Source organism: Cohnella sp. SGD-V74 (genome assembly GCF_003001675.1).
Classification (GTDB): Bacteria; Bacillota; Bacilli; order Paenibacillales; family Paenibacillaceae; genus Cohnella.
On sequence record NZ_PVYW01000003.1, the window covers coordinates 358,870 to 376,064 of the forward strand.

The window sequence follows — 17,195 nt, forward strand, 5'->3', positions numbered from 1 at the left end:
TTTGCCCATGAGCAAAAAAGGGTTCCCATTCAACATAGAACGTCCTTCACGTCCTTCTGTCTCGGTCCTTTCGGCTCAGAGCAGAATCCGCCGCGAATCTGTGACGGTATGGAGTTACTGTTGCTGCATTCGATCCGTTTCATACTTCCGTTATTAGCAAGTGCGGTTCGCCGTCAATGCGATACCACCTCGCACAGCGATTATAACAGAATCCGCGCCTTACGTCTATGATCGTTCTCCCACAATTCGCCAATCGCCGGCTTCGGCAAAGCCGGCTTTAGCCGGAGGCGCCGACTTCTGCCGAATAAACCGTGTGCAGAGAGCCGTCCTCCAGTTCGACGCGAAGGCCGCCCATCTCGTCCAGTCCGAGCGGAACGCCGACGACCTTCCCTTGCGGCGTATACAGCTCGGTTCGCTTGCCCAGCGTCACCGAGCGCGCCTCCCACAACGTGCGAATCGGCGCGAAGCCCTGCTCGAGGTACAGCTTGTACAGCTGCTCGAACTGCTCCAGCACGGAGGCGATCAGCGCGCTTCGATTCACCGTCTCCCCGGAAGCCATCTTCAGCGAGACCGCTTTGTCCAGCAATTCTTCCGGATAATCTCCCGCTTCGAGATTCGCGGAGACGCCGAGTCCCACGACGACGTAATTCAACCGCTCGTCTTCCGCCGCCGACTCCAGCAAAATGCCGCTGATCTTCTTGCCGCCGACGAGCAGGTCGTTCGGCCATTTGATGCCGATGTCCAGCTCCGGAAGCTGCTGCGAGATCGCCCGGCTCAGAGCGACGGCCGCCAGCAGCGTCAGCTGCGGCGTCAGCGGCAGCGGAACCGGGGGCCGCAGCAGCAGGCTCATCCAGATGCCTTTGCCGAAAGGGGACACCCAGCTGCGCCCCATGCGACCCCGTCCGCTCGTCTGCTGCTCCGCGATGACCAGCGTGCCTTCCGCGGCTCCCTGCTCGGCCAGCTTCCGCAGCTCGTTCTGCGTCGAGTCGGTCACGTCCAGCAAAGTCAAGCGGCGGCCGAACGAAGTCGTCCGCAGCTTCGGGAGCAGCTCCTGAAGCGTCAGGCGAGACGGCTTGGCGGTCAGCCGGTAGCCGAGCCGGGGCACCGCTTCGATCCGGTAACCGTCCGCCTCCAGCTTGCGCACCTGCTTCCAGACGGCGGTGCGGCTTACGTTCAGCGCGCGGCTGATTTCTTCTCCGGAGACGTACTGGCCTTCCCGCTCCTCCAGCAGACTCAATAGATTTGCCTTGCTCATCCGCGTCCCTCCCGCTCTGGCGCTCTCGTCTGCTTGGCGGCGGACAAGAGCGCGAACTTCTCGTTGGGCAGCCGGCCCGAAGCCGTCTCCGCCAGCAGCTTGCGCAGCGTCTCGGCGATCCAGGGGCCGGGCGTCCGGCCCAAATAGGCCGCCAGCTCGTCCCCTTTCACGTCCAGCTCCGCCACGGTTGCGATCGGCATCGCTTCGAGCCACTCTCGCAGCTCTTCGCACGGCTCGCCGTTCGCTTCCCGGATCGCGAGCGCGTCCTCGGCGGCCGGACGTCCGCAAGCGAGCACCGCCTCGATCCAGACGCTCCTCAGCTCAGCCTCTTCGCAGCCGCCCAGCCGCTCGAACACCCCGGCAGCCGCTGCGATTCTGGCCGCTCTATGCCCGGCGATCCGCAGCGTGCGAAGCAGCGCGGACGCGTCCTCCGCGCCGACGTGCAGGCCGGCCAGCAGCGCCGCCCACCGTCTATCTCTCTCCAGCAGGGCAGGCAGCGCCAGCAGAGAGCCCAGCGTCGCTTCATCGGACGCCGACGCTCCCCAAGGATCCCATTCCCGTGGCGAGCCGTTCAGCCGGTATCGCTCTGCCGCTTGCGCGAACGCTTCGGGCAGCGGCTCCTTCACGCAGGCGAGCAAGCCGCTCTTGAACAGGTAATGCATCGCCTGCTCCGGACCGCTTCCGCCCATCATTTTGTCCCACTCCGCGCCGATGCGCTCGATGGCGACCTGCTTCAGCCGGCTCCGCTGCCCGACGATGCCGTCCCAGACGTCCGGCAAAATGTCGAACCCGAGCTCGGCGGCGAACCGGATCGCCCGCACCATGCGCAGCGCGTCCTCCCCGAAGCGCTCGGCCGCATCCCCGACGCAATCGACGACGCCGGCACGCAGCGCGTCCTGTCCGCCGTAAGGATCGATCAACTCACCTTCCGAAGAGAACGCCATCGCGTTAAACGTAAAGTCGCGCCGCGCGAGATCCTCGTTCAAGTCGTCGACGAACGCCACTTCGTCCGGCCTCCGGCCGTCCGAATAGCCGGACTCCCGGCGGAACGTCGTCACCTCGAACGGACGGCCGCCTTCCATCACCGTCACCGTTCCGTGCTGGAGTCCGGTCGGCAGCGTTCGCCCGAACAGCTCCATCACCGCCTCCGGTTTGGCCGAGGTGGCGATGTCGATATCGTTCAGCGGCCGTCCTAGCCATCTGTCCCTGACGCAGCCGCCGACCAAATACGCGCGATAGCCGGCGCTCTCCAGCGCGCGAACGATGGCGAGGCCGTCCTCCCACAGCTTGCGGTCATTCTCTTGCATATCCATCTCGGAATCCATATCGCTTCTCTTCTTTCTTATACTTTGCAGGCGGGAACCGGAACGTCGATCGGCATTCCTAGCACCCGGTAATAGATCTCCTCGTATTGCGCCGTGATCAGCTCGTTGCAGAACACGTGATGCGCCCGCTGAAGGCAGGCTTCCCGGAAATCCGCGTACAGCTTCTCGTCCGTCAGCAGCTTTAATGCGTTGGCGGACATCTCGTCCGTGTTCCCGATCGGGGACAGGAAGCCGGTGCGCCCGTGCTCCACCAGCTCCGGAATGCCTCCGGCGATCGAGCCGATCGTCGGCACGCCGCAAGCCATCGCCTCCAGCGCGACGAGGCCGAAGCTTTCCTTCTCCGAAGGGAGCAGCATCAGATCGGCGATGGAGATCACCTGCGCGACGTCGTCCTGCTTCCCCAAGAAATGAACGCGATGCGATAATCCCATCGCGTTGATTTTCGTCTGGATGCGCGGCAGATCCGGTCCTTCCCCGACGAGCACGAGCTTAGCCGGCGTAACGGCTTGCACCTTCGCGAAAATGTCGACGACGTCCGCCGTGCGCTTGACCGGCCGGAAGTTGGAGATGTGCATGAGCACCTTCTCGTGCGGCTCCGCGTAATCCCGGCGCAAATCTCTGCATTCGCGCGGATAATAGACTCTCTTGTCCACGAAATTGTAGGTCAGGTCGATCGGCTCGCGGATGTCCAGCAGCTCGCGCGTCTCGCGAATCAGATCGCGGCTGACCGCGGTGACGGCGTCGCTCTTGCGGATGCCGAGCCGGATAATATCCTTGAGCGACTCGTCCTGGGCCAGCACGGTAATGTCCGTCCCGTGCAGCGTCGTGACGACCTTCAGATCGTCTCCGGCCATTTGCTTGGCCAGAATGGCGCAGATCGCGTGCGGCACCGCGTAATGGACGTGGAGCAGGTCGAGCTTCTGCAGCCGGGCGACCTGGTTCATCTTGCTGGCGAGCGACAGGTCATAAGGGGGATACCGAAATACGTAATAATCCGACACTTCTACCTCATGATAGAAAATGTTGCGATGAAACTTGCCGAGACGAAACGGCATGCTGTGCGTAATAAAGTGAATTTCGTGCCCTTTCTCCGCCAGAAGCTTTCCGAGCTCCGTCGCTACGACTCCGGAGCCTCCGAGAGAAGGGTAGCAAGTGATTCCGATTTTGAGCGGTCGATTCATGTCGATCCTCATGCCTCCCAGTCCGAACGCCAATCGGCCGGTAGCGGATTCGGCGAGCCGAGCGCTACCGGTCGTCATTTTTTATACTATTCCCCTAACCTTCGCCGTTAGAAGCGCTCGAGCGCGATCGGTCCTTTGGCGATAAAGCCTTCCGCGTATTGCAGCTTGCGCGGCTGGCCGAGCAGCCTGTCCCGCGCGACGATATTGTCCAAGTAGGCGCCCGTAAGCGGCGTCTCCACCCAATCCGCCTCGCTGCCCTCGGGCGCGAATTGCGAACGGTAGGCGCGCAAGGCGGCCATCTTCGTCTCCTGAACGTCGCTGATGTCGATCAGCAGCTGCGGAACGTGCGCGTCGTTAATGAAGTAGAAATAAAGCTGTTCGACCGTCCACGCCGGCAGTTCCGGCGCAACCTTCCTCAGCTTGGCGTTGAATACCGCTTCCTCCGCCATCCGGCTGCAGGCGATATGATCGGGATGACGATCGATAAAATACGGCGCGAACACGATTCTCGGCCTGTATTTGCGAATGACGTCGACCATCGCGGCGATCTGCTCGGGATGTCCCGCCAGACCGCGGTCCGGCAAGCCCAGGTTTTCTCTCACAGCAAGGCCCAGCGTCTCGCTGGCCTGCTTCGCCTCGCGCTGGCGCGTCTCGACGTTCCCGTTGGACGACATCTCGGCGTACGTCAAGTCGACGATGCCGACGGCCAGCCCCGCCTGCGCGTGCTTGGCGATCGTGCCGCCCATGCCGATCTCCGCGTCGTCGGGATGAGCGGCGAAGACGAGCATGTCCAATGCATCGGGTAGTTCGCGACTCATGATCGGTTACCCTTCCAGTCCGGGTTTGTATTTATGTACGAGCTCGCGCCAAGCGAAATCCCCGCGCTCAAGCGCTTTGATCAACAGCTCGCCCGTCGCGACGTTGGTCGCCACCGGTATGCCCTGCACGTCGCACAGCCGCAGCAAGGCGATAATGTCCGGCTCATGGGGCTGCGCCATCAGCGGATCGCGGAAGAAGAGAATGAGATCCATCTTGTTCTCGGCGACGAGCGCCCCAATCTGCTGATCCCCGCCGAGGGGGCCGGACATGAACCGGTGCACGTTCAAGGACGTGTTCTCCATAATGCGGGTCCCCGTCGTTCCGGTCGCGTACAGTTTGTGAGGCTTAAGCACGTGTTCGTAGGCAATGGCGAAGTTGACCATTTCCTCTTTTTTGCGGTCATGCGCGATTAACGCGATATCGATCATTGACTTCTGTCTCCTCTCCTGAGGGGAATCGCTTTTCCGTATGCCTGTCGTTAATCCAAGAAATGCTCGAAGCCGTACACCATTCCGGTGACGTTCATGATCTTCTTGATCGCCGTGTTCACGCCCGGCATGTAGCCCGCGCGGTCGTAGGAATCGTGGCGGATCTTCAGCGTCTGGCCGAACGCCCCGAAGACGACTTCCTGCTGGGCGAACACGCCCGGAAGTCTTACGCTATGTATGCGGAACCCGTTGTAGTAGCCGCCTCTGGCCCCTTCGATCACTTCTTCCTCGTTCGGATTGCCCTGACGCAGCTCTTGACGCGCCTCGGAGATCCATTCGGCCGTCTTGATCGACGTTCCCGAAGGAGCGTCAAGCTTCTGATCGCCGTGGTACTCGATAATTTCCACATTGGGAAAATATTTGGCGGCCATCGCCGAAAACTTCATCATCAGAATGGCGCCGATCGAGAAGTTCGGAGCGATCAATCCGCCGATGCCTTTATCCTTGCATTGCTTGTCCAATTCGGCGATCTGCTCGGGGGTGAACCCCGTCGTTCCGACGACGGGACGAACTCCGTACGCCAGCGCCGTCTCGGTATTGGGCATCGCGGACTTCGGATTCGTGAAGTCCACGAGCACGTCCGGGCGGCTGGCGGCCAAGGCGTCCGCAAGGACGGCGGACACGACGACGCCGGTATCGGGCTTGCCGACGAGCGTACCGGCGTCAACGGGGCCGGCCGACGTGTCGATCGCGGCGACGAGTGTCAGCTCCGGATCTTCGAGCACCATTTTGACGACTTCGCGGCCCATCCGGCCGCCGGCTCCCGCTACGGCTACGGTAATTTTCTGCGACATAAGAATCACCTGTTCCTTTTCGAGTGATAATGTTTAAGAAGGCGGCGCCTCTCGGCGCGAGTCTCGCGGAGCAATCTTCTGGCCTCTTCGAGGCCAGGGTCGAGCTGCAGGGCGTCCCTCAGCGATTCGAGCGCTTGACGGTACTCTCCTTGAGCCCGATAGGCGATTCCGAGCAGCAGCCGCGCCTGAGCCAATAACGGATCAAGTTGCACGGCCTCCTGCAGAAGAACGACGCTGCGGCCGACGTCAGGCTCGGCTTGCGAGAGCAGCTGCCGCGCCTCCGCGAACCGCTCTCTTGCCTGCAGCATTTTCAGATGCAGCCGATAGGAGCGGTCATCGGGATTCAGCTCCACCGCTTTGTGCGCGTAGGCCATCGCCTGGTTGGCCTTGCCGCTTCTCGCGCAGGTGATCGAAGCCCGGAAATAGTATTCGGCGTTGTCCGGCTCAAGCTCGAGCGCTTGCCCGAACCAGTGGACGGCCGCCTCGAAATCGCCTTGAAAGATGGCGTCGTACGCCAAGCGGATACATGCATCCCCGTTCATGCCGACCATCCTCCTTCCGTTCCGAGGATAGTACAGCATATGAGAATCAGCCGTTATCCGTGTGCTTCTTCGTCCAACGGTCCGCGTCCCGCGTATTGAATTTCTCCATGACCTTGCGGTGCGCCTCCGTCATATCGATGCCGAGCGCGTTCGCGAAGCAGATGACGAGAAATAAAATGTCGCCCAGCTCAAGCTCGATGGAATTGTCGGCTTCGTCCCGTTTTTTCGGCTTTTCCCCGAAGCTGTGATTCACCTCTCGAGCCAGCTCTCCGACCTCCTCGGTCATGCGGGCCAGCATCGCGAGCGGCGAAAAGTAGCCTTCCTTGAATTGCGAAATGTAAGCGTCCACCTCGCGCTGCATATCCGCCAAGGTGCGCTCTTGCAGCGTTACGTCGACTATGCGGGATTCTCCCATCTCCGATTTCCTTTCATGATGGTTTCTATCCTATGTTATCGTAAGACGAATTCGAAAACAAATGCAATTTTGGAGGAATCGTCCGATGAATCGACCCGGTTTCTGGCATACGCTCAATACATGGGGGCTGCTGATCGCCGGAACGGCGCTGTACGCCTTCGGCCTGCAGTTCTTCATTATTCCGAATCTGCTGATGGAAGGCGGCGTAACCGGCGTTGCCGTGCTGCTCAACTATGCGCTTAACTGGCCCGTGTCGATTACGTCACTGGTGATCAATCTGCCTCTGTTCGCCTTGGGATGGCGGCAGCTCGGGAAAGGCGCGATGGTGTATACGTTCGCCGGAACGGTGCTGCTGTCGGTGTTTCTGTGGGTGATGGAGCGGCTCGTCGAACGGGGCTGGCTCGTGCCGTTCCGTTCCGAGCACGATTTCATTCTCGTCGTGCTCTACGCCGGGGTGACGCTGGGCATGGGGCTCGGTCTCGTCTTCCGCGCTGGAGGCACGACCGGTGGCGTCGACATCATCGCCCGCATCCTTCACCGGATGCGCGGCTGGAGCATGGGGCAGATCATTTTGTCGCTGGACGTCATCATTTTGGGCGTCTCGCTGCTGTTCATTCCGAAGGAGAAAGTGCTGTACACGATCGTCAGCGTGTTCATCGCCTCCAGAATTATCGATTATATTCAAGAGGGCGCCTACGCAGCCAAGGCGTTCACCATTTTGAGCAGCGACCCGGAGCAGCTCGCCCGGCGCATTACGCGCGTGCTGGATCGGGGCGTGACGCTGATGCCCGCTGTCGGAGCGTTCTCGGGGGAAAACAAGACGGTCATCTACTGCGTCGTCGGACGGTTCGAAATCGGCAAACTAAAAAGCCTCGTCCGTCAGCATGACCGGAGGGCTTTTATCGTCATAAGCGATGTGCACGACGTGCTCGGCGAAGGTTTCCGCAACGAATGAAGCCGGCGAAGTTCTTACGCGAACGCGCTACTTTTTCTTACGCCAGCTGCGAAGCAGCTTCTCCGCGGCGTCCTGCCGATCCTCTCTGCGGAAGGCGCTTGGATTGCCGCCGATCGCTTCCTCGTATTTGTACCTCTTCCAGCCCGCCCATGTCAGAATCGTTACGATGAACGTCCCCATCATCGCGGACCATCCCCAGGAAGGAGGCACGGCTCCGAGCGGAGGAACGATCGTCTCTGACGCTGCGGCTCCGACCGGGAACAGCTCCCCGAACGCATCCCGAATCGGCTGCAGCGTTCCCTGAACGAGCTCCGGCTTCGGAGAGTCCGCTTCGTAGACGCGGCCGGCGTAACGGAGCACGAAATCGATCCGTTCGATCTTCCACGGTTCCGCGCGCAGGAGCGCCGCCGTCCGAATGAGCCCGTAATGCTCCGTCAGCTGTCCGAAAGCGACGTGAACGGACGCATCGGGTTCGCCTTTCGGGCCGACGCCTTTATTCAACCCCGCAGCAAGCTTGTTGATGTCCTCTTGCAGAACGGTGCGGTAGCGGTGCCAGATCGGCTTGTCCGGATGGGCCAGCGCGTCCGCGGCCAATCTTAAAGAAGCCGCTCCGCTCTTCCACTTGGCCTCGTCCGGCTTAACGGCCGCGACGGTTCGCTTCAGCTCGGCCACGTCGTGAGCCAGCGCGCGAATGCCCTCCGCCGTAGCGATCGTCTGCATCGGCAAGCTTCTCAACTGCAGTTCGATATCGTTCAGCCGCTTGACGGCGGCTTCGAGATTGCCTCTGTTGATGGATTCATACAACCTCTCGGCCGAGGTCAGAAACTTCTCGTAAGCTTGTCCGGAGACAGAGGCGGCCGAAGATTGCGGAGCGTTCTCTTCTGCGGCGGCAGCGGCAGAGCTTCCGGCCGCGAACAGTCCGATGGCGACCGCGGCCGCCAAACAGATCGATCGAAATAAAAACACGGACATCCCCTCCTACCCCAATGGATATGAGAGGATGTCCGCGATTAGAACGACTTGTCCGCGGAAGGCGGACGGCGAAGGAACGCAAACTTGGCGACGCCGGCGGCAAGCACGCTGAGCGCCGTCAAAACGATCGTAAACGCGGCGACGTAAGGCACGTCGTCGTCCAGCTGCGAAGGCAAATACGGGTACACCCCGAACGTGTAATCCACCGTATCGTTCAGGAACGTCCACGCCGCGGCCGCCAGCAGCGCCATGCCGCCGAAGGTGAAGAACCGCGCGTACAGCAGCGCCATGATCGCCATCGCGGTATGGCCGATAATCAGCATCCAGTGATCCCAGTACAGGACGTCTCCCTGAGCCTGTCCCGCGAAAATGATCGCCGTCGCCCATATGCCGTATTTGACAGAGGTAACTACGCCCAGCGTCTCCACGATGCCGCGCACCCCGTTCACCCAGGAACGGGACGAACGCTCCGGCTTAAACCACAACCACAGCAGCGCCAGCGCGAAAAACAGAGAGGCCGTAGGGCTGTCCGGAACGAACGGAAGCTGCCAATGGGGATGCTCGTTCCAGGTTTCGATCAATTGACCTTTGTACCAATAATACCCGTAAATCGTGCCGGGAACGTAGATGATCATCGTTAGCCAGAAAATCGCGGGATGAAGGAGCACGTTCCGGGACAGCAGCCATCTCGCCCAAACCATCGGCGCACGCCCTTTCCGGATTCTGTTATAAAAAAACCTGACCGGTTAAGGTCAGGTTTGATGCGCGAGTCGATTACTCCGCTTTTTGTTGAGCGAGCCAAGTTGCGACTTGGTCGATCTGTTCGTCGGACAGGTCGCCTTGGAAGGCCGGCATAGCGCCGTTGCCTGCGCCGTTGGCGATGATGTCGACAAGCTCTTCCTTGCTCAGCACGTCGCCGATGCCGCGCAGCGCCGGTGCGCCGCCGCCTTCAAGCTCCGCGCCGTGGCAAGCGATACATTGCGCTTGCGTCATCACTTCAGTGAAGGCAGGATCGTCCGCGGCCACCATGGCCGGAATTTTCTCCTTGCCCGGCACCCAGCGTTCCTTGCCGGCGTTGACGGATTCCTCCGCCTTGATCTTGCGCTCGATATGCTCCGGAATTTGTCCGTTCGCTTCCAGCTCGTGCGTGTAGTGGTCCCAGGACACCCAAGTCAAGTATGCAACCGCAACCAGCGATACGATCATCAACGAAGATGCGATCGGACGGCGGTAGAAGCGACGCTCCTTGCCCGTGTCCAGGAACGGAGCGAGCAGCAGGGCGATGAACGGAATGCCGGACAGACCGAGAATTCCGAGCACGATGTAGTCGCCCGAAGCGTACGGGTATTTCAGCAATTGATACAGGAACAGGAAGTACCAGTCCGGCATCGGAATGAACGAGCTGTTCAACGGGTCCGCCGGATATCCGAGCGGAGCCGGGTGGGCAATGACGAGCGTCAGAAACCCGACGAGCACGACGACTCCGACCATCCATTCTTTCAATAGGAAGTTCGGGATGAAGGCCTCGGATTTGCCCGGATATGCCGTATAATCGGGTGGCTTTACGTTCGAATAATCCCGTTTCCGAATACGCGAATCCCCGATGAATACGACTTTCTCGTTTGGATCATGTTTATGTGCCATCGCTTGTCACTCCCCTCTCTTACAGCGGCCCGGAAATGCCCTGTTTTCGAATCATAAAGAAGTGTCCGGCAAGCAATGCGAGCAGCGCGCCAGGAAGGAAGAACACGTGGATCGCGAAGAATCGGGTCAGCGTCTGGGCGCCGACGATCGTTCCACCGTTCATGAGCTCCTTAATGTACTCCCCTAAGAAAGGCACCGATCCGGCGATTTCCAGACCAACCTTCGTCGCGTAGTAAGCTTTGTTATCCCACGGAAGCAGATAACCCGTGAAACCAAGGCCGAGCATGACGAAGAAAATCAACATTCCGACAACCCAGTTCATCTCGCGAGGCGCTTTGTAAGAGCCTGTGAAGAAAACGCGAAGAGTATGTAGGAACATCATTACGATAACAAGACTTGCTCCCCAGTGGTGCATCCCCCGCACGATCGCGCCGAAAGCGACTTGATGCTGCAGGTAGTCAACGCTGTAATACGCGTTAATGATGTCTGGGACGTAATACATCGTCAAGAACATCCCCGAGAGGATCTGGATGACGGTGATGAAGAACGTCAATCCGCCGAAGCAATAAACGAACGCGGAGAAGTGATGCGCCGGGTTGACGTGCTCAGGCACTTCGTGGTCGGCGATGTCTCTCCACATCGGCGTAATATCAAGACGCTCGTCGATCCAGTTGTACATGTTTTTGAACATGGGACGAAACGCCCTCCTTCTAAACGCGACTATTCGGTGCAATCGGTCCGAGATATACCCAGCCGTTTTCCGTTTTGACTTCGTATTCGTCGAGCGGCTTAGGCGCTACCTTCAGGTTTTTGCCGTCCTTCGTGTATTGCGCTCCGTGGCAGGGACAATGATACTCGTTCGGCGACTCACCGCTTCCCCAGCTCACCATGCATCCCAAGTGCTTGCACACCGGCGACAGCGCATAAATCGTGCCGTCTTCGCCTTTGGTAATCCATGCGGCCAGCTTAGGGTCGCTCTCGTACCAGCCGTCCACCTGGTGAATCTTGAACTTCACCTCGGTCGGTTCGTTCGTCACTTTGCTTTCTTCGATAACTTTGACGAATCCGCCGGATTCTTTCTTCTGTAATATAGGATCTACGGCAAAGCGGATCATTGGTAAAATGGCTCCGCCGGCCATGAAGGCTCCCGCTCCGCCAAGCGTGTACGACAGAAACTGACGTCTCGACATCTCTTTGCGCTTGACTGGTTTATGCGCGGTTTCTTGCTGCTTATTGTGGTCCATTCGTTCTACCCCCTTTGCCACACCAATCTCGCGTCCGATACGGACTTTCCATTTTGTTCACAAGGACATAACTATAATAGCCCACGCGCTATGGAGCGTCAAGAATAGTGGCGGGAGTTTCCCCGCGCAAGCGAGAGTTACGGAACCAAAATGTTCTCAATTTGTCACATTTCCTCGCGGGGGCGTGCCTGACTATTGTTTACCCTATGTTGCCAACCTATTCGTTTCTCCGTCGTTTTTCCGCGTGCGTCAGGTCGTCGCCTTCGTTCGTCCCTGCCACAAATCCGTCACGGATTTGACGATCGCCTCCGCGTCGGGCTCGTCCTCGCTGCCTGCCGGACGTATGTATAGATCCGCTTCGACTCCCGGCAGCTCCATCGGCTGCCCGCCGACCAGAACGACGTAACGGAAGCCTCCCTTTTTCCAAGCCGAGATCAGCTCGTTAATGTTCCGAACGAACTCCGTGCCCCCCGTTCCGTAATGGCAGGCCGGCATCGTCACCGTTCGGCCGCGGAACGCCTCCTCTACAGGCGACAGCCATTCTCCCGCCCGTGCGACTTTGTCCGTCGCTTCCGAAGGCGATTCCTCGCCGCTCAAACCGGACAAGGGCAGCACGCACGTGTCCAGATAAGGCTGCAGCTCCGGCCAGCTCCGCGGATCGATCTCGCTGAATTTCATCCGCTCCTTACGCTCCTCTCCATCTTGCTATCGTCTTCCATCGTACTCCAAAACGCCGGACAAAGGAAGTCCGGTTTCGCGCGGGACCCGACGCAAACGGCAAAAACCCGGCCGTCGCCGGGCCGGGTCGTCACGACTGTTCCGATTTTTTCGACGCCTCCCGCGAATGTCCGGGCTATCCTTGGATAGCCTTTAACTCGTCGGTCAAACGCCGAAACGATTCTACGTCACCTTGCGCAAGCGCGTCATCGATTGCGGTGTAGATTTTCTCCGTCCGGTAATTGCGCAGCGCTTCGTCCAGGACCATTTCTGCCGCCAATCCCAGCATCGTCTCATAGGCGACTTTCATGTTGTCCATTCGTTGCACCTCCGGTTGTTCGGCTACGAGCGCATCGGCTCCCACTAAAGCATATTCACCGATGTCTGCCCCGTTCAAGACGATAGCCCCCCTGCCGATCAATGTACCTTTGCCTACCTGTTCCATGGCTTGTTCGCGTCTTCTTCCAACTTCAGCGTATCCTCGAAAGCCAGCGGATGCCCGGATACGAGCGCTCTTCCTTGCGGCGTCGCCTTGACGACCTGGAGGCCGAGCTCGGTCTCGCCCCAACGCAGCACGCCGAGATGCATCAGCATTCGCAAAATCCGGCGTTCGAAAATATCCGCTGCCGTATCGTAATAGTAGGGACGGATAAGCGGCTGCAGCACTTCCCGCAGCGACTCGACCGTGACCCACTCCGCGGACAATCTTGCGATCCATTGCACCAACGAAGTCAAATTTGGGATCGGCCCTTTGTACAGCCTCATCCAGAAACGATACATTTTGGCCGGATCGGGCTTGACCAGCCCGCTGGCCGCGTCGATTCCTGCCGGCGTAAGCGTCAAGTGGCCGTCCCCGTTCTCCGAGACAAGCCCGTCGTAATAGACGAAGTCGTACAATAGAGAGAAACGATCGGGATAATCCCGGAAATGACGGCCGTATCCGAAGCGCCATCCCGCCTGCGTCGGCAGCGGCTCGACTACCGCGAGCTGATCCAGCGCTTGGGAAATCTGCCGCTTGTACATGACGCCCTCCGCCGTGATCGGCACGACGCTGTTTCTGACGAACCGCAGAAAATGCACGGCGTCTTCGGCGAGCAGGCTGCGTTCATCGCGATAGGCTGGCGGTTCCCCCGTATAGATGAGGCTTGTCTTGTAGCGCTTTTCCAGAACGTCGCACAGCCGGGACTTGATGTCCTCCGGCACTTGAAACAGAGAGCGCGTCTGCTGAGAGAAACCGTTGAACAGCCATCCGAAGCTTTTGAATCTCGAAATGGACAGCCTCGCGATTTCTTCCGGTCCCGGCGGCGGTGGCGGCGCGTTCTTCGCCTTGCGCGAGCGCGTCTTCTTCTGCTGCGGCGGTTCTGGCGCTGCGACGGGTTCGGATGCTACCGATGTCGATGTGGCCGCGGACTTGTCCAGCGCCCTTGCCTTGAGCTCTTCCAGACTGTAGGCGGTTCTGTTCTCGAACACGAGAGAGTTCAGGAAACGCAAATCGTTGCCCGAAATTTCCCGGATACGGGATTCGATCACATCTCTTCGCTGCACGGTCGCCAGGATCGTCTGAATCAGTTCGTTTTTCGAGTGGCTCGTGCTGGAGCATTCATAGGTATCGGCGATTTTCTTCAACTCGGCGATGTCCGCATAACAGAGCATGTCGGCCAAGTTCATTAGGCGTTCCCCCTTCTTGGAGGATTTATTGTTCAGTATAGTCGCGGGAACGCCGTCTTAAACGTACCGTCCTTCAAAGCGGGGCGGTCTCGTTCTTGGCGCAGTCGTCGCGAACATTCCGCCGGCGTGGATCAGCCGAGTCTGCGCTTACGAGACAGTCTGCTTTTCCGATAGGATGAAATTCCTGTAGGTGCTAAAAATGATCTTTGCACGCGGGGCAGGCTATATTCAGCGTCTTGTCCCCATTCTCTTCTTTTGTCGCTATCCCCGTCCGTCAGTCCATCTGCTTCTTTCCGTTCCACTTTCCGCTTCTTTTTGTCGCTATCCCCGTCCGTCAGTCCTCCCCAGCAGCTCACTTCCTTTTCATCCCTTTTACCGCTATCCCCTTCCCTCAGTTCAGGCCGTACCTCTCTTATCGCTTTTTTTGCTCCTTTTGCCGCTATCCCTTCCGATCAGTTCACGCCTCAACCATACTACCGCTTTTTCGTTCCTTTTGCCGCTATCCCTTTGAGTCAGTTGGGAGTCATGTACAGTTGCTCGCCGATTGCCTCCCATCTTCCACAATCACCTATCCTGAACTTACGAAGCTTAGGACTCGTTTCCCTTTCTGACCGACTGACTCGATCCTCGCAGCAAGCCTGCCTTAAACTTGGGTAATCCTCTCCTTTAGAACAGGCGGAATCAAACCCCTCATCCTCAAAAAACCTCTTCTTTTCAAAAGATAGTCTCAAACTGAGTCACTGGGATACCAAGCAAGCTGCTGAACGTTAATTCACAGCCGTGAGGATGATCAACTGAATGAACCGGTATGGCTTATCGCTAAACGCTGATAACCAGATTTCTGAGCTGTCGGGATACCGACAAATGGAGGATAGGATAGGTCATGGCCGATCCCGCAGGAAGCGTACGACCAACCTGACTGGATGGGATACCGACAAAAGAGCGGAAAAGGCGCTACATACGGCATTCAAATTGTGGTGCAGAAAAGCTGAGTGGATGGGATACCGGCAAAAGAGCGGAAAAGGCGCTACATACGGCATTCAAATTGTGGTGCAGAAAAGCTGAGTGGACGGGATACCGACAAATGAGGCAGAGAAACGATAAACCCCGGGCCTTATCTGCCCTCGTATCCAACAGTGGGCATGCCTAATCGCTCCGGCCAGTTCTCCTGAAATATCCCTTTAGTACGTTGCTTTCCACATACTTACTTCAAGAAAATTTACCGAAAAAGAGCCGTCCTCATGGACGACCCTGCGTTACTTCTATGGATGAATCGACGCTTCCTCTTCCCGCGTCAGATGCTTCGTGCAGTTGTGCAGCAGCGGCTGCCACTCGTCCTGCCGCCGTTCGAGCACCGTCAGCGACATGTTCAGCAGATGCGAATCGTTCAGTCCCTGGCAGAGCGCCTGCAGCATTCTCGCCAGGAAACTGCCGTGCGTCACGACGAGCCACGCTTCCCCCGCCTGTTTTTCCGCCAGCTCGCGAACGAACGCGAAGCCTCGTTCCCGCACGGAATCGTCGCTCTCCTGATCCGGTACGAGCTTTCTCCAATCCTCGCCCCATTTTTCCAGCCGCTCCGCCAACGTCGTGCCTTCCGCTTCCCCGAACGACCTTTCCCGCAGTCTGGAATCCCGAATCAGCGGAATCCCGAGACGCTCAGCCAATATTCCCCCTGTCTGAACGGCCCGCTGCAAATCGCTGCAGTAGACTCCGTTCCACCTTTGAGGCTCGCTGTGCAACCGATCGGCCAGCAGCCGCGCTTGCAGCAACCCTTCCTCGCTAAGCGGAATATCGGTTACGCCCTGAATGATGCCCCTCTTGTTCCACTCCGTAATGCCGTGACGGACCCAACCGATACGCGCAGCCTCGTTCATGAGCGCACCCGGGAAAACCAGTTAAGAATGAGAAGCGTCATGATCATGCCGACGATCGAGAACGCGATCCAGTATTCCGGCACCGCAGGAGACACGTTCAGAATGATCGGATCGCTCAGGCTGGCAACGGGAATGTCCAGCCGGATGTCGTTACCGTATTGATGGCTCACAGCGAACGCGTTAGCCGACTCTCTGCCTGCCGCCGCCTTCTCCCCGGTCATGCCGCTGCCGAACGCAGCGTACAGAAATCCGCAGACGAATAGCGCAAGCAGCGCAGCGAGAACGCCGGCTACCCGTTTCCTGAATAGGAATGAGAAGGCATACGTCCGCCTTGTCGCCGGCATGTACCAGCTTTGCTCCGTATAGATGCGGTCCATGACCTTCTTATTGATCTGCATAGGAGAGATCGGCACCGCGTCTTGTTCGTCGTCGAACGGCAGTTCGTGAATGAGAAGAGCGCTCTCTTCCCAAATCCGGAACTCCTCTTCGCACTCTTTGCAGCTTTGCACGTGCAAATCGACGGCGAGCTTATCGGCGGAATCCTCGGGCAAATCCCGGTACACCCCAAACCATTCCGCGGCTTCTTCGCATTTCATCGCAGCTTCATCTCCTCGTACTCCTTCATCATGGCCGGTTCTGCAAAGTAGGATTCCAATTGCGTCTTCACGCTGGCCCGGGCCCGGAATAGCAACGATTTGACGGAACTGACCGTCTGTCCGAGAATGTTGGCGATCTCTTGGTAATCCATTCCGTCGTATTCCCTGAGAATGAGCGCGGAGCGCTGCTTCTCGGGCAGACTGTTGATCGCGTCTCTTACCATGGAAACTTTCTCGTTGCGCAGCAATCGCTGCTCGGGCGCCTCTTCCGAAGGGGCGGCTGGTATGTATGTGGAGTCGTCCAGCGACAGATGCGCGGCCTTCTGCTTGCGCAATTCGCTAAGGACGGTGTTGCGTGCAATCGTATAGAGCCATGTCGAAAAAGACGCATCCACTTCCCGGAAGGAGTGTAAGCTTCGGTAGGCTTTGTAGAACGTTTCGGAACACAAATCTTCCGCCAGAATTTCCAGCTTGGCGCTCTTCAGCATATGGTAGACGAAAGAAAGGATCTTCTTCTGGTATCTCCCCATAAGCATTGAGTATAATTCGACGTTGCCGTCTTTGATTTCCCGTATCAACTGGGAATCGGTCATCATTCCCGCGACCCTCCCCCTGTTCAGGGTGAACGTTCGCAGCCGGCGTTCTATCTTAATTGTACCGGCCAAAAACGAAAAAGTTGCGCTCGAAAGCGCATTGAATGTTGGCG

Annotated in this window: 20 protein-coding genes and 1 pseudogene; 1 reads left to right on the forward strand and 20 read right to left on the reverse strand. The window is 58.5% G+C overall.

All coding sequences use genetic code 11. From position 1 onward, the window contains the following. Positions 1-277 precede the first annotated feature (277 nt). The 8 genes from B0G52_RS06490 to B0G52_RS06525 all read right to left on the reverse strand — a co-directional run bounded on the left by B0G52_RS06490 (position 278) and on the right by B0G52_RS06525 (position 6,819). Complete coding sequence (locus B0G52_RS06490) at positions 278-1,255, reverse strand: biotin--[acetyl-CoA-carboxylase] ligase (RefSeq protein WP_094042716.1); 978 nt, start codon at positions 1,253-1,255, stop codon at positions 278-280. Further along, positions 1,252-2,580 carry a CCA tRNA nucleotidyltransferase gene (locus B0G52_RS06495; RefSeq protein WP_094042717.1) on the reverse strand — a complete coding sequence of 443 codons (1,329 nt, stop codon included), beginning with the start codon at positions 2,578-2,580 and terminating at the stop codon, positions 1,252-1,254. The genes B0G52_RS06490 and B0G52_RS06495 overlap by 4 nt, the downstream gene beginning before the upstream one ends. 17 nt (positions 2,581-2,597) lie before the next feature. After that, positions 2,598-3,761 carry an N-acetyl-alpha-D-glucosaminyl L-malate synthase BshA gene (gene bshA, locus B0G52_RS06500; protein ID WP_094042873.1) on the reverse strand — a complete coding sequence of 388 codons (1,164 nt, stop codon included), beginning with the start codon at positions 3,759-3,761 and terminating at the stop codon, positions 2,598-2,600. A gap of 107 nt (positions 3,762-3,868) precedes the next feature. Further along, positions 3,869-4,579 (reverse strand): bacillithiol biosynthesis deacetylase BshB1, encoded by a 711-nt coding sequence (gene bshB1 / locus B0G52_RS06505; protein ID WP_094042718.1) that lies wholly within the window; start codon positions 4,577-4,579, stop codon positions 3,869-3,871. Between the two features lie 6 nt (positions 4,580-4,585). Then, a complete protein-coding gene (locus B0G52_RS06510) occupies positions 4,586-5,008 on the reverse strand; it encodes a methylglyoxal synthase (RefSeq protein WP_094042719.1) in 423 nt (140 codons plus the stop codon). Positions 5,009-5,058: 50 nt separating this feature from the next. Continuing rightward, the gene (dapB, locus tag B0G52_RS06515; RefSeq protein WP_094042720.1) at positions 5,059-5,862 is read right to left on the reverse strand and encodes a 4-hydroxy-tetrahydrodipicolinate reductase; all 804 of its coding nucleotides are present in this window, start codon (positions 5,860-5,862) and stop codon (positions 5,059-5,061) included. A 5-nt stretch (positions 5,863-5,867) separates the two neighbouring features. Next, positions 5,868-6,404, reverse strand: a complete 537-nt coding sequence (locus B0G52_RS06520) for a tetratricopeptide repeat protein (RefSeq protein ID WP_158223610.1) — start codon at positions 6,402-6,404, stop codon at positions 5,868-5,870. A 46-nt stretch (positions 6,405-6,450) separates the two neighbouring features. Continuing rightward, positions 6,451-6,819 (reverse strand): nucleotide pyrophosphohydrolase, encoded by a 369-nt coding sequence (locus B0G52_RS06525; protein WP_094042722.1) that lies wholly within the window; start codon positions 6,817-6,819, stop codon positions 6,451-6,453. An 85-nt stretch (positions 6,820-6,904) separates the two neighbouring features. Here B0G52_RS06525 and B0G52_RS06530 point away from each other — a divergent pair, with 85 nt between their 5' ends. Next, positions 6,905-7,774, forward strand: coding sequence for a YitT family protein (locus tag B0G52_RS06530; RefSeq protein ID WP_094042723.1), 870 nt, complete (start codon positions 6,905-6,907; stop codon positions 7,772-7,774). A 27-nt stretch (positions 7,775-7,801) separates the two neighbouring features. On the opposite strand, the gene B0G52_RS06535 is transcribed toward B0G52_RS06530, so the two are convergent. From B0G52_RS06535 to B0G52_RS06595, 12 genes and pseudogenes are all read right to left on the reverse strand, one after another. After that, the gene (locus B0G52_RS06535) at positions 7,802-8,740 is read right to left on the reverse strand and encodes a sporulation protein YpjB (RefSeq protein WP_158223611.1); all 939 of its coding nucleotides are present in this window, start codon (positions 8,738-8,740) and stop codon (positions 7,802-7,804) included. Between the two features lie 44 nt (positions 8,741-8,784). Beyond that, entirely contained in the window at positions 8,785-9,447 is a 663-nt protein-coding gene (locus B0G52_RS06540) for a DUF1405 domain-containing protein (RefSeq protein ID WP_094042725.1), read from the reverse strand. 73 nt (positions 9,448-9,520) lie between these two features. Next, positions 9,521-10,390, reverse strand: coding sequence for a menaquinol-cytochrome c reductase cytochrome b/c subunit (locus tag B0G52_RS06545; protein ID WP_094042726.1), 870 nt, complete (start codon positions 10,388-10,390; stop codon positions 9,521-9,523). 19 nt (positions 10,391-10,409) lie between these two features. After that, positions 10,410-11,081 (reverse strand): menaquinol-cytochrome c reductase cytochrome b subunit, encoded by a 672-nt coding sequence (gene qcrB / locus B0G52_RS06550; protein WP_094042727.1) that lies wholly within the window; start codon positions 11,079-11,081, stop codon positions 10,410-10,412. Between the two features lie 19 nt (positions 11,082-11,100). Further along, positions 11,101-11,634: a Rieske (2Fe-2S) protein gene (locus B0G52_RS06555; RefSeq protein WP_094042728.1), complete on the reverse strand. Its 534-nt coding sequence runs from the start codon at positions 11,632-11,634 to the stop codon at positions 11,101-11,103. Between the two features lie 249 nt (positions 11,635-11,883). Next, the gene (locus tag B0G52_RS06560) at positions 11,884-12,312 is read right to left on the reverse strand and encodes a DUF2487 family protein (protein ID WP_094042729.1); all 429 of its coding nucleotides are present in this window, start codon (positions 12,310-12,312) and stop codon (positions 11,884-11,886) included. A gap of 175 nt (positions 12,313-12,487) precedes the next feature. Beyond that, complete coding sequence (locus B0G52_RS35880; RefSeq protein WP_094042874.1) at positions 12,488-12,670, reverse strand: IDEAL domain-containing protein; 183 nt, start codon at positions 12,668-12,670, stop codon at positions 12,488-12,490. A 23-nt stretch (positions 12,671-12,693) separates the two neighbouring features. After that, positions 12,694-12,787, reverse strand: a pseudogene (locus tag B0G52_RS35885) (gamma carbonic anhydrase family protein); the annotation flags it as partial. Continuing rightward, a complete protein-coding gene (locus B0G52_RS06575; RefSeq protein WP_094042730.1) occupies positions 12,784-14,019 on the reverse strand; it encodes a hypothetical protein in 1,236 nt (411 codons plus the stop codon). The pseudogene B0G52_RS35885 and the gene B0G52_RS06575, both read right to left, overlap by 4 nt. Before the next feature lie 1,262 nt (positions 14,020-15,281). Then, a complete protein-coding gene (locus tag B0G52_RS06585) occupies positions 15,282-15,893 on the reverse strand; it encodes a histidine phosphatase family protein (RefSeq protein ID WP_094042732.1) in 612 nt (203 codons plus the stop codon). Continuing rightward, positions 15,890-16,489, reverse strand: coding sequence for a hypothetical protein (locus tag B0G52_RS06590; RefSeq protein ID WP_094042733.1), 600 nt, complete (start codon positions 16,487-16,489; stop codon positions 15,890-15,892). The genes B0G52_RS06585 and B0G52_RS06590 overlap by 4 nt, the downstream gene beginning before the upstream one ends. Next, on the reverse strand, positions 16,486-17,082 hold the full coding sequence (locus B0G52_RS06595; RefSeq protein WP_094042875.1) for an RNA polymerase sigma factor: 597 nt from the start codon (positions 17,080-17,082) through the stop codon (positions 16,486-16,488). Before B0G52_RS06595 ends, B0G52_RS06590 begins: the two co-directional genes overlap by 4 nt. Positions 17,083-17,195 lie beyond the last annotated feature (113 nt).

Bases quoted from the DNA above. Each gene is read 5' to 3' on its own strand.
- B0G52_RS06545 (WP_094042726.1), bottom strand. From the start codon at position 10,390: ATGGCACATAAACATGATCCAAACGAGAAAGTCGTATTCATCGGGGAT.
- B0G52_RS06525 (WP_094042722.1), bottom strand. From the start codon at position 6,819: ATGGGAGAATCCCGCATAGTCGACGTAACGCTGCAAGAGCGCACCTTG.
- bshB1 (WP_094042718.1), bottom strand. From the start codon at position 4,579: ATGAGTCGCGAACTACCCGATGCATTGGACATGCTCGTCTTCGCCGCT.
- B0G52_RS06560 (WP_094042729.1), bottom strand. From the start codon at position 12,312: ATGAAATTCAGCGAGATCGATCCGCGGAGCTGGCCGGAGCTGCAGCCT.
- B0G52_RS06585 (WP_094042732.1), bottom strand. From the start codon at position 15,893: ATGAACGAGGCTGCGCGTATCGGTTGGGTCCGTCACGGCATTACGGAG.
- B0G52_RS06540 (WP_094042725.1), bottom strand. From the start codon at position 9,447: ATGGTTTGGGCGAGATGGCTGCTGTCCCGGAACGTGCTCCTTCATCCC.
- B0G52_RS06595 (WP_094042875.1), bottom strand. From the start codon at position 17,082: ATGACCGATTCCCAGTTGATACGGGAAATCAAAGACGGCAACGTCGAA.
- B0G52_RS06575 (WP_094042730.1), bottom strand. From the start codon at position 14,019: ATGAACTTGGCCGACATGCTCTGTTATGCGGACATCGCCGAGTTGAAG.
- dapB (WP_094042720.1), bottom strand. From the start codon at position 5,862: ATGTCGCAGAAAATTACCGTAGCCGTAGCGGGAGCCGGCGGCCGGATG.
- B0G52_RS06490 (WP_094042716.1), bottom strand. From the start codon at position 1,255: ATGAGCAAGGCAAATCTATTGAGTCTGCTGGAGGAGCGGGAAGGCCAG.
- bshA (WP_094042873.1), bottom strand. From the start codon at position 3,761: ATGAATCGACCGCTCAAAATCGGAATCACTTGCTACCCTTCTCTCGGA.
- B0G52_RS35880 (WP_094042874.1), bottom strand. From the start codon at position 12,670: ATGGACAACATGAAAGTCGCCTATGAGACGATGCTGGGATTGGCGGCA.
- B0G52_RS06590 (WP_094042733.1), bottom strand. From the start codon at position 16,489: ATGAAATGCGAAGAAGCCGCGGAATGGTTTGGGGTGTACCGGGATTTG.
- B0G52_RS06520 (WP_158223610.1), bottom strand. From the start codon at position 6,404: ATGAACGGGGATGCATGTATCCGCTTGGCGTACGACGCCATCTTTCAA.
- B0G52_RS06495 (WP_094042717.1), bottom strand. From the start codon at position 2,580: ATGGATTCCGAGATGGATATGCAAGAGAATGACCGCAAGCTGTGGGAG.
- B0G52_RS06530 (WP_094042723.1), top strand. From the start codon at position 6,905: ATGAATCGACCCGGTTTCTGGCATACGCTCAATACATGGGGGCTGCTG.
- B0G52_RS06555 (WP_094042728.1), bottom strand. From the start codon at position 11,634: ATGGACCACAATAAGCAGCAAGAAACCGCGCATAAACCAGTCAAGCGC.
- B0G52_RS06510 (WP_094042719.1), bottom strand. From the start codon at position 5,008: ATGATCGATATCGCGTTAATCGCGCATGACCGCAAAAAAGAGGAAATG.
- qcrB (WP_094042727.1), bottom strand. From the start codon at position 11,081: ATGTTCAAAAACATGTACAACTGGATCGACGAGCGTCTTGATATTACG.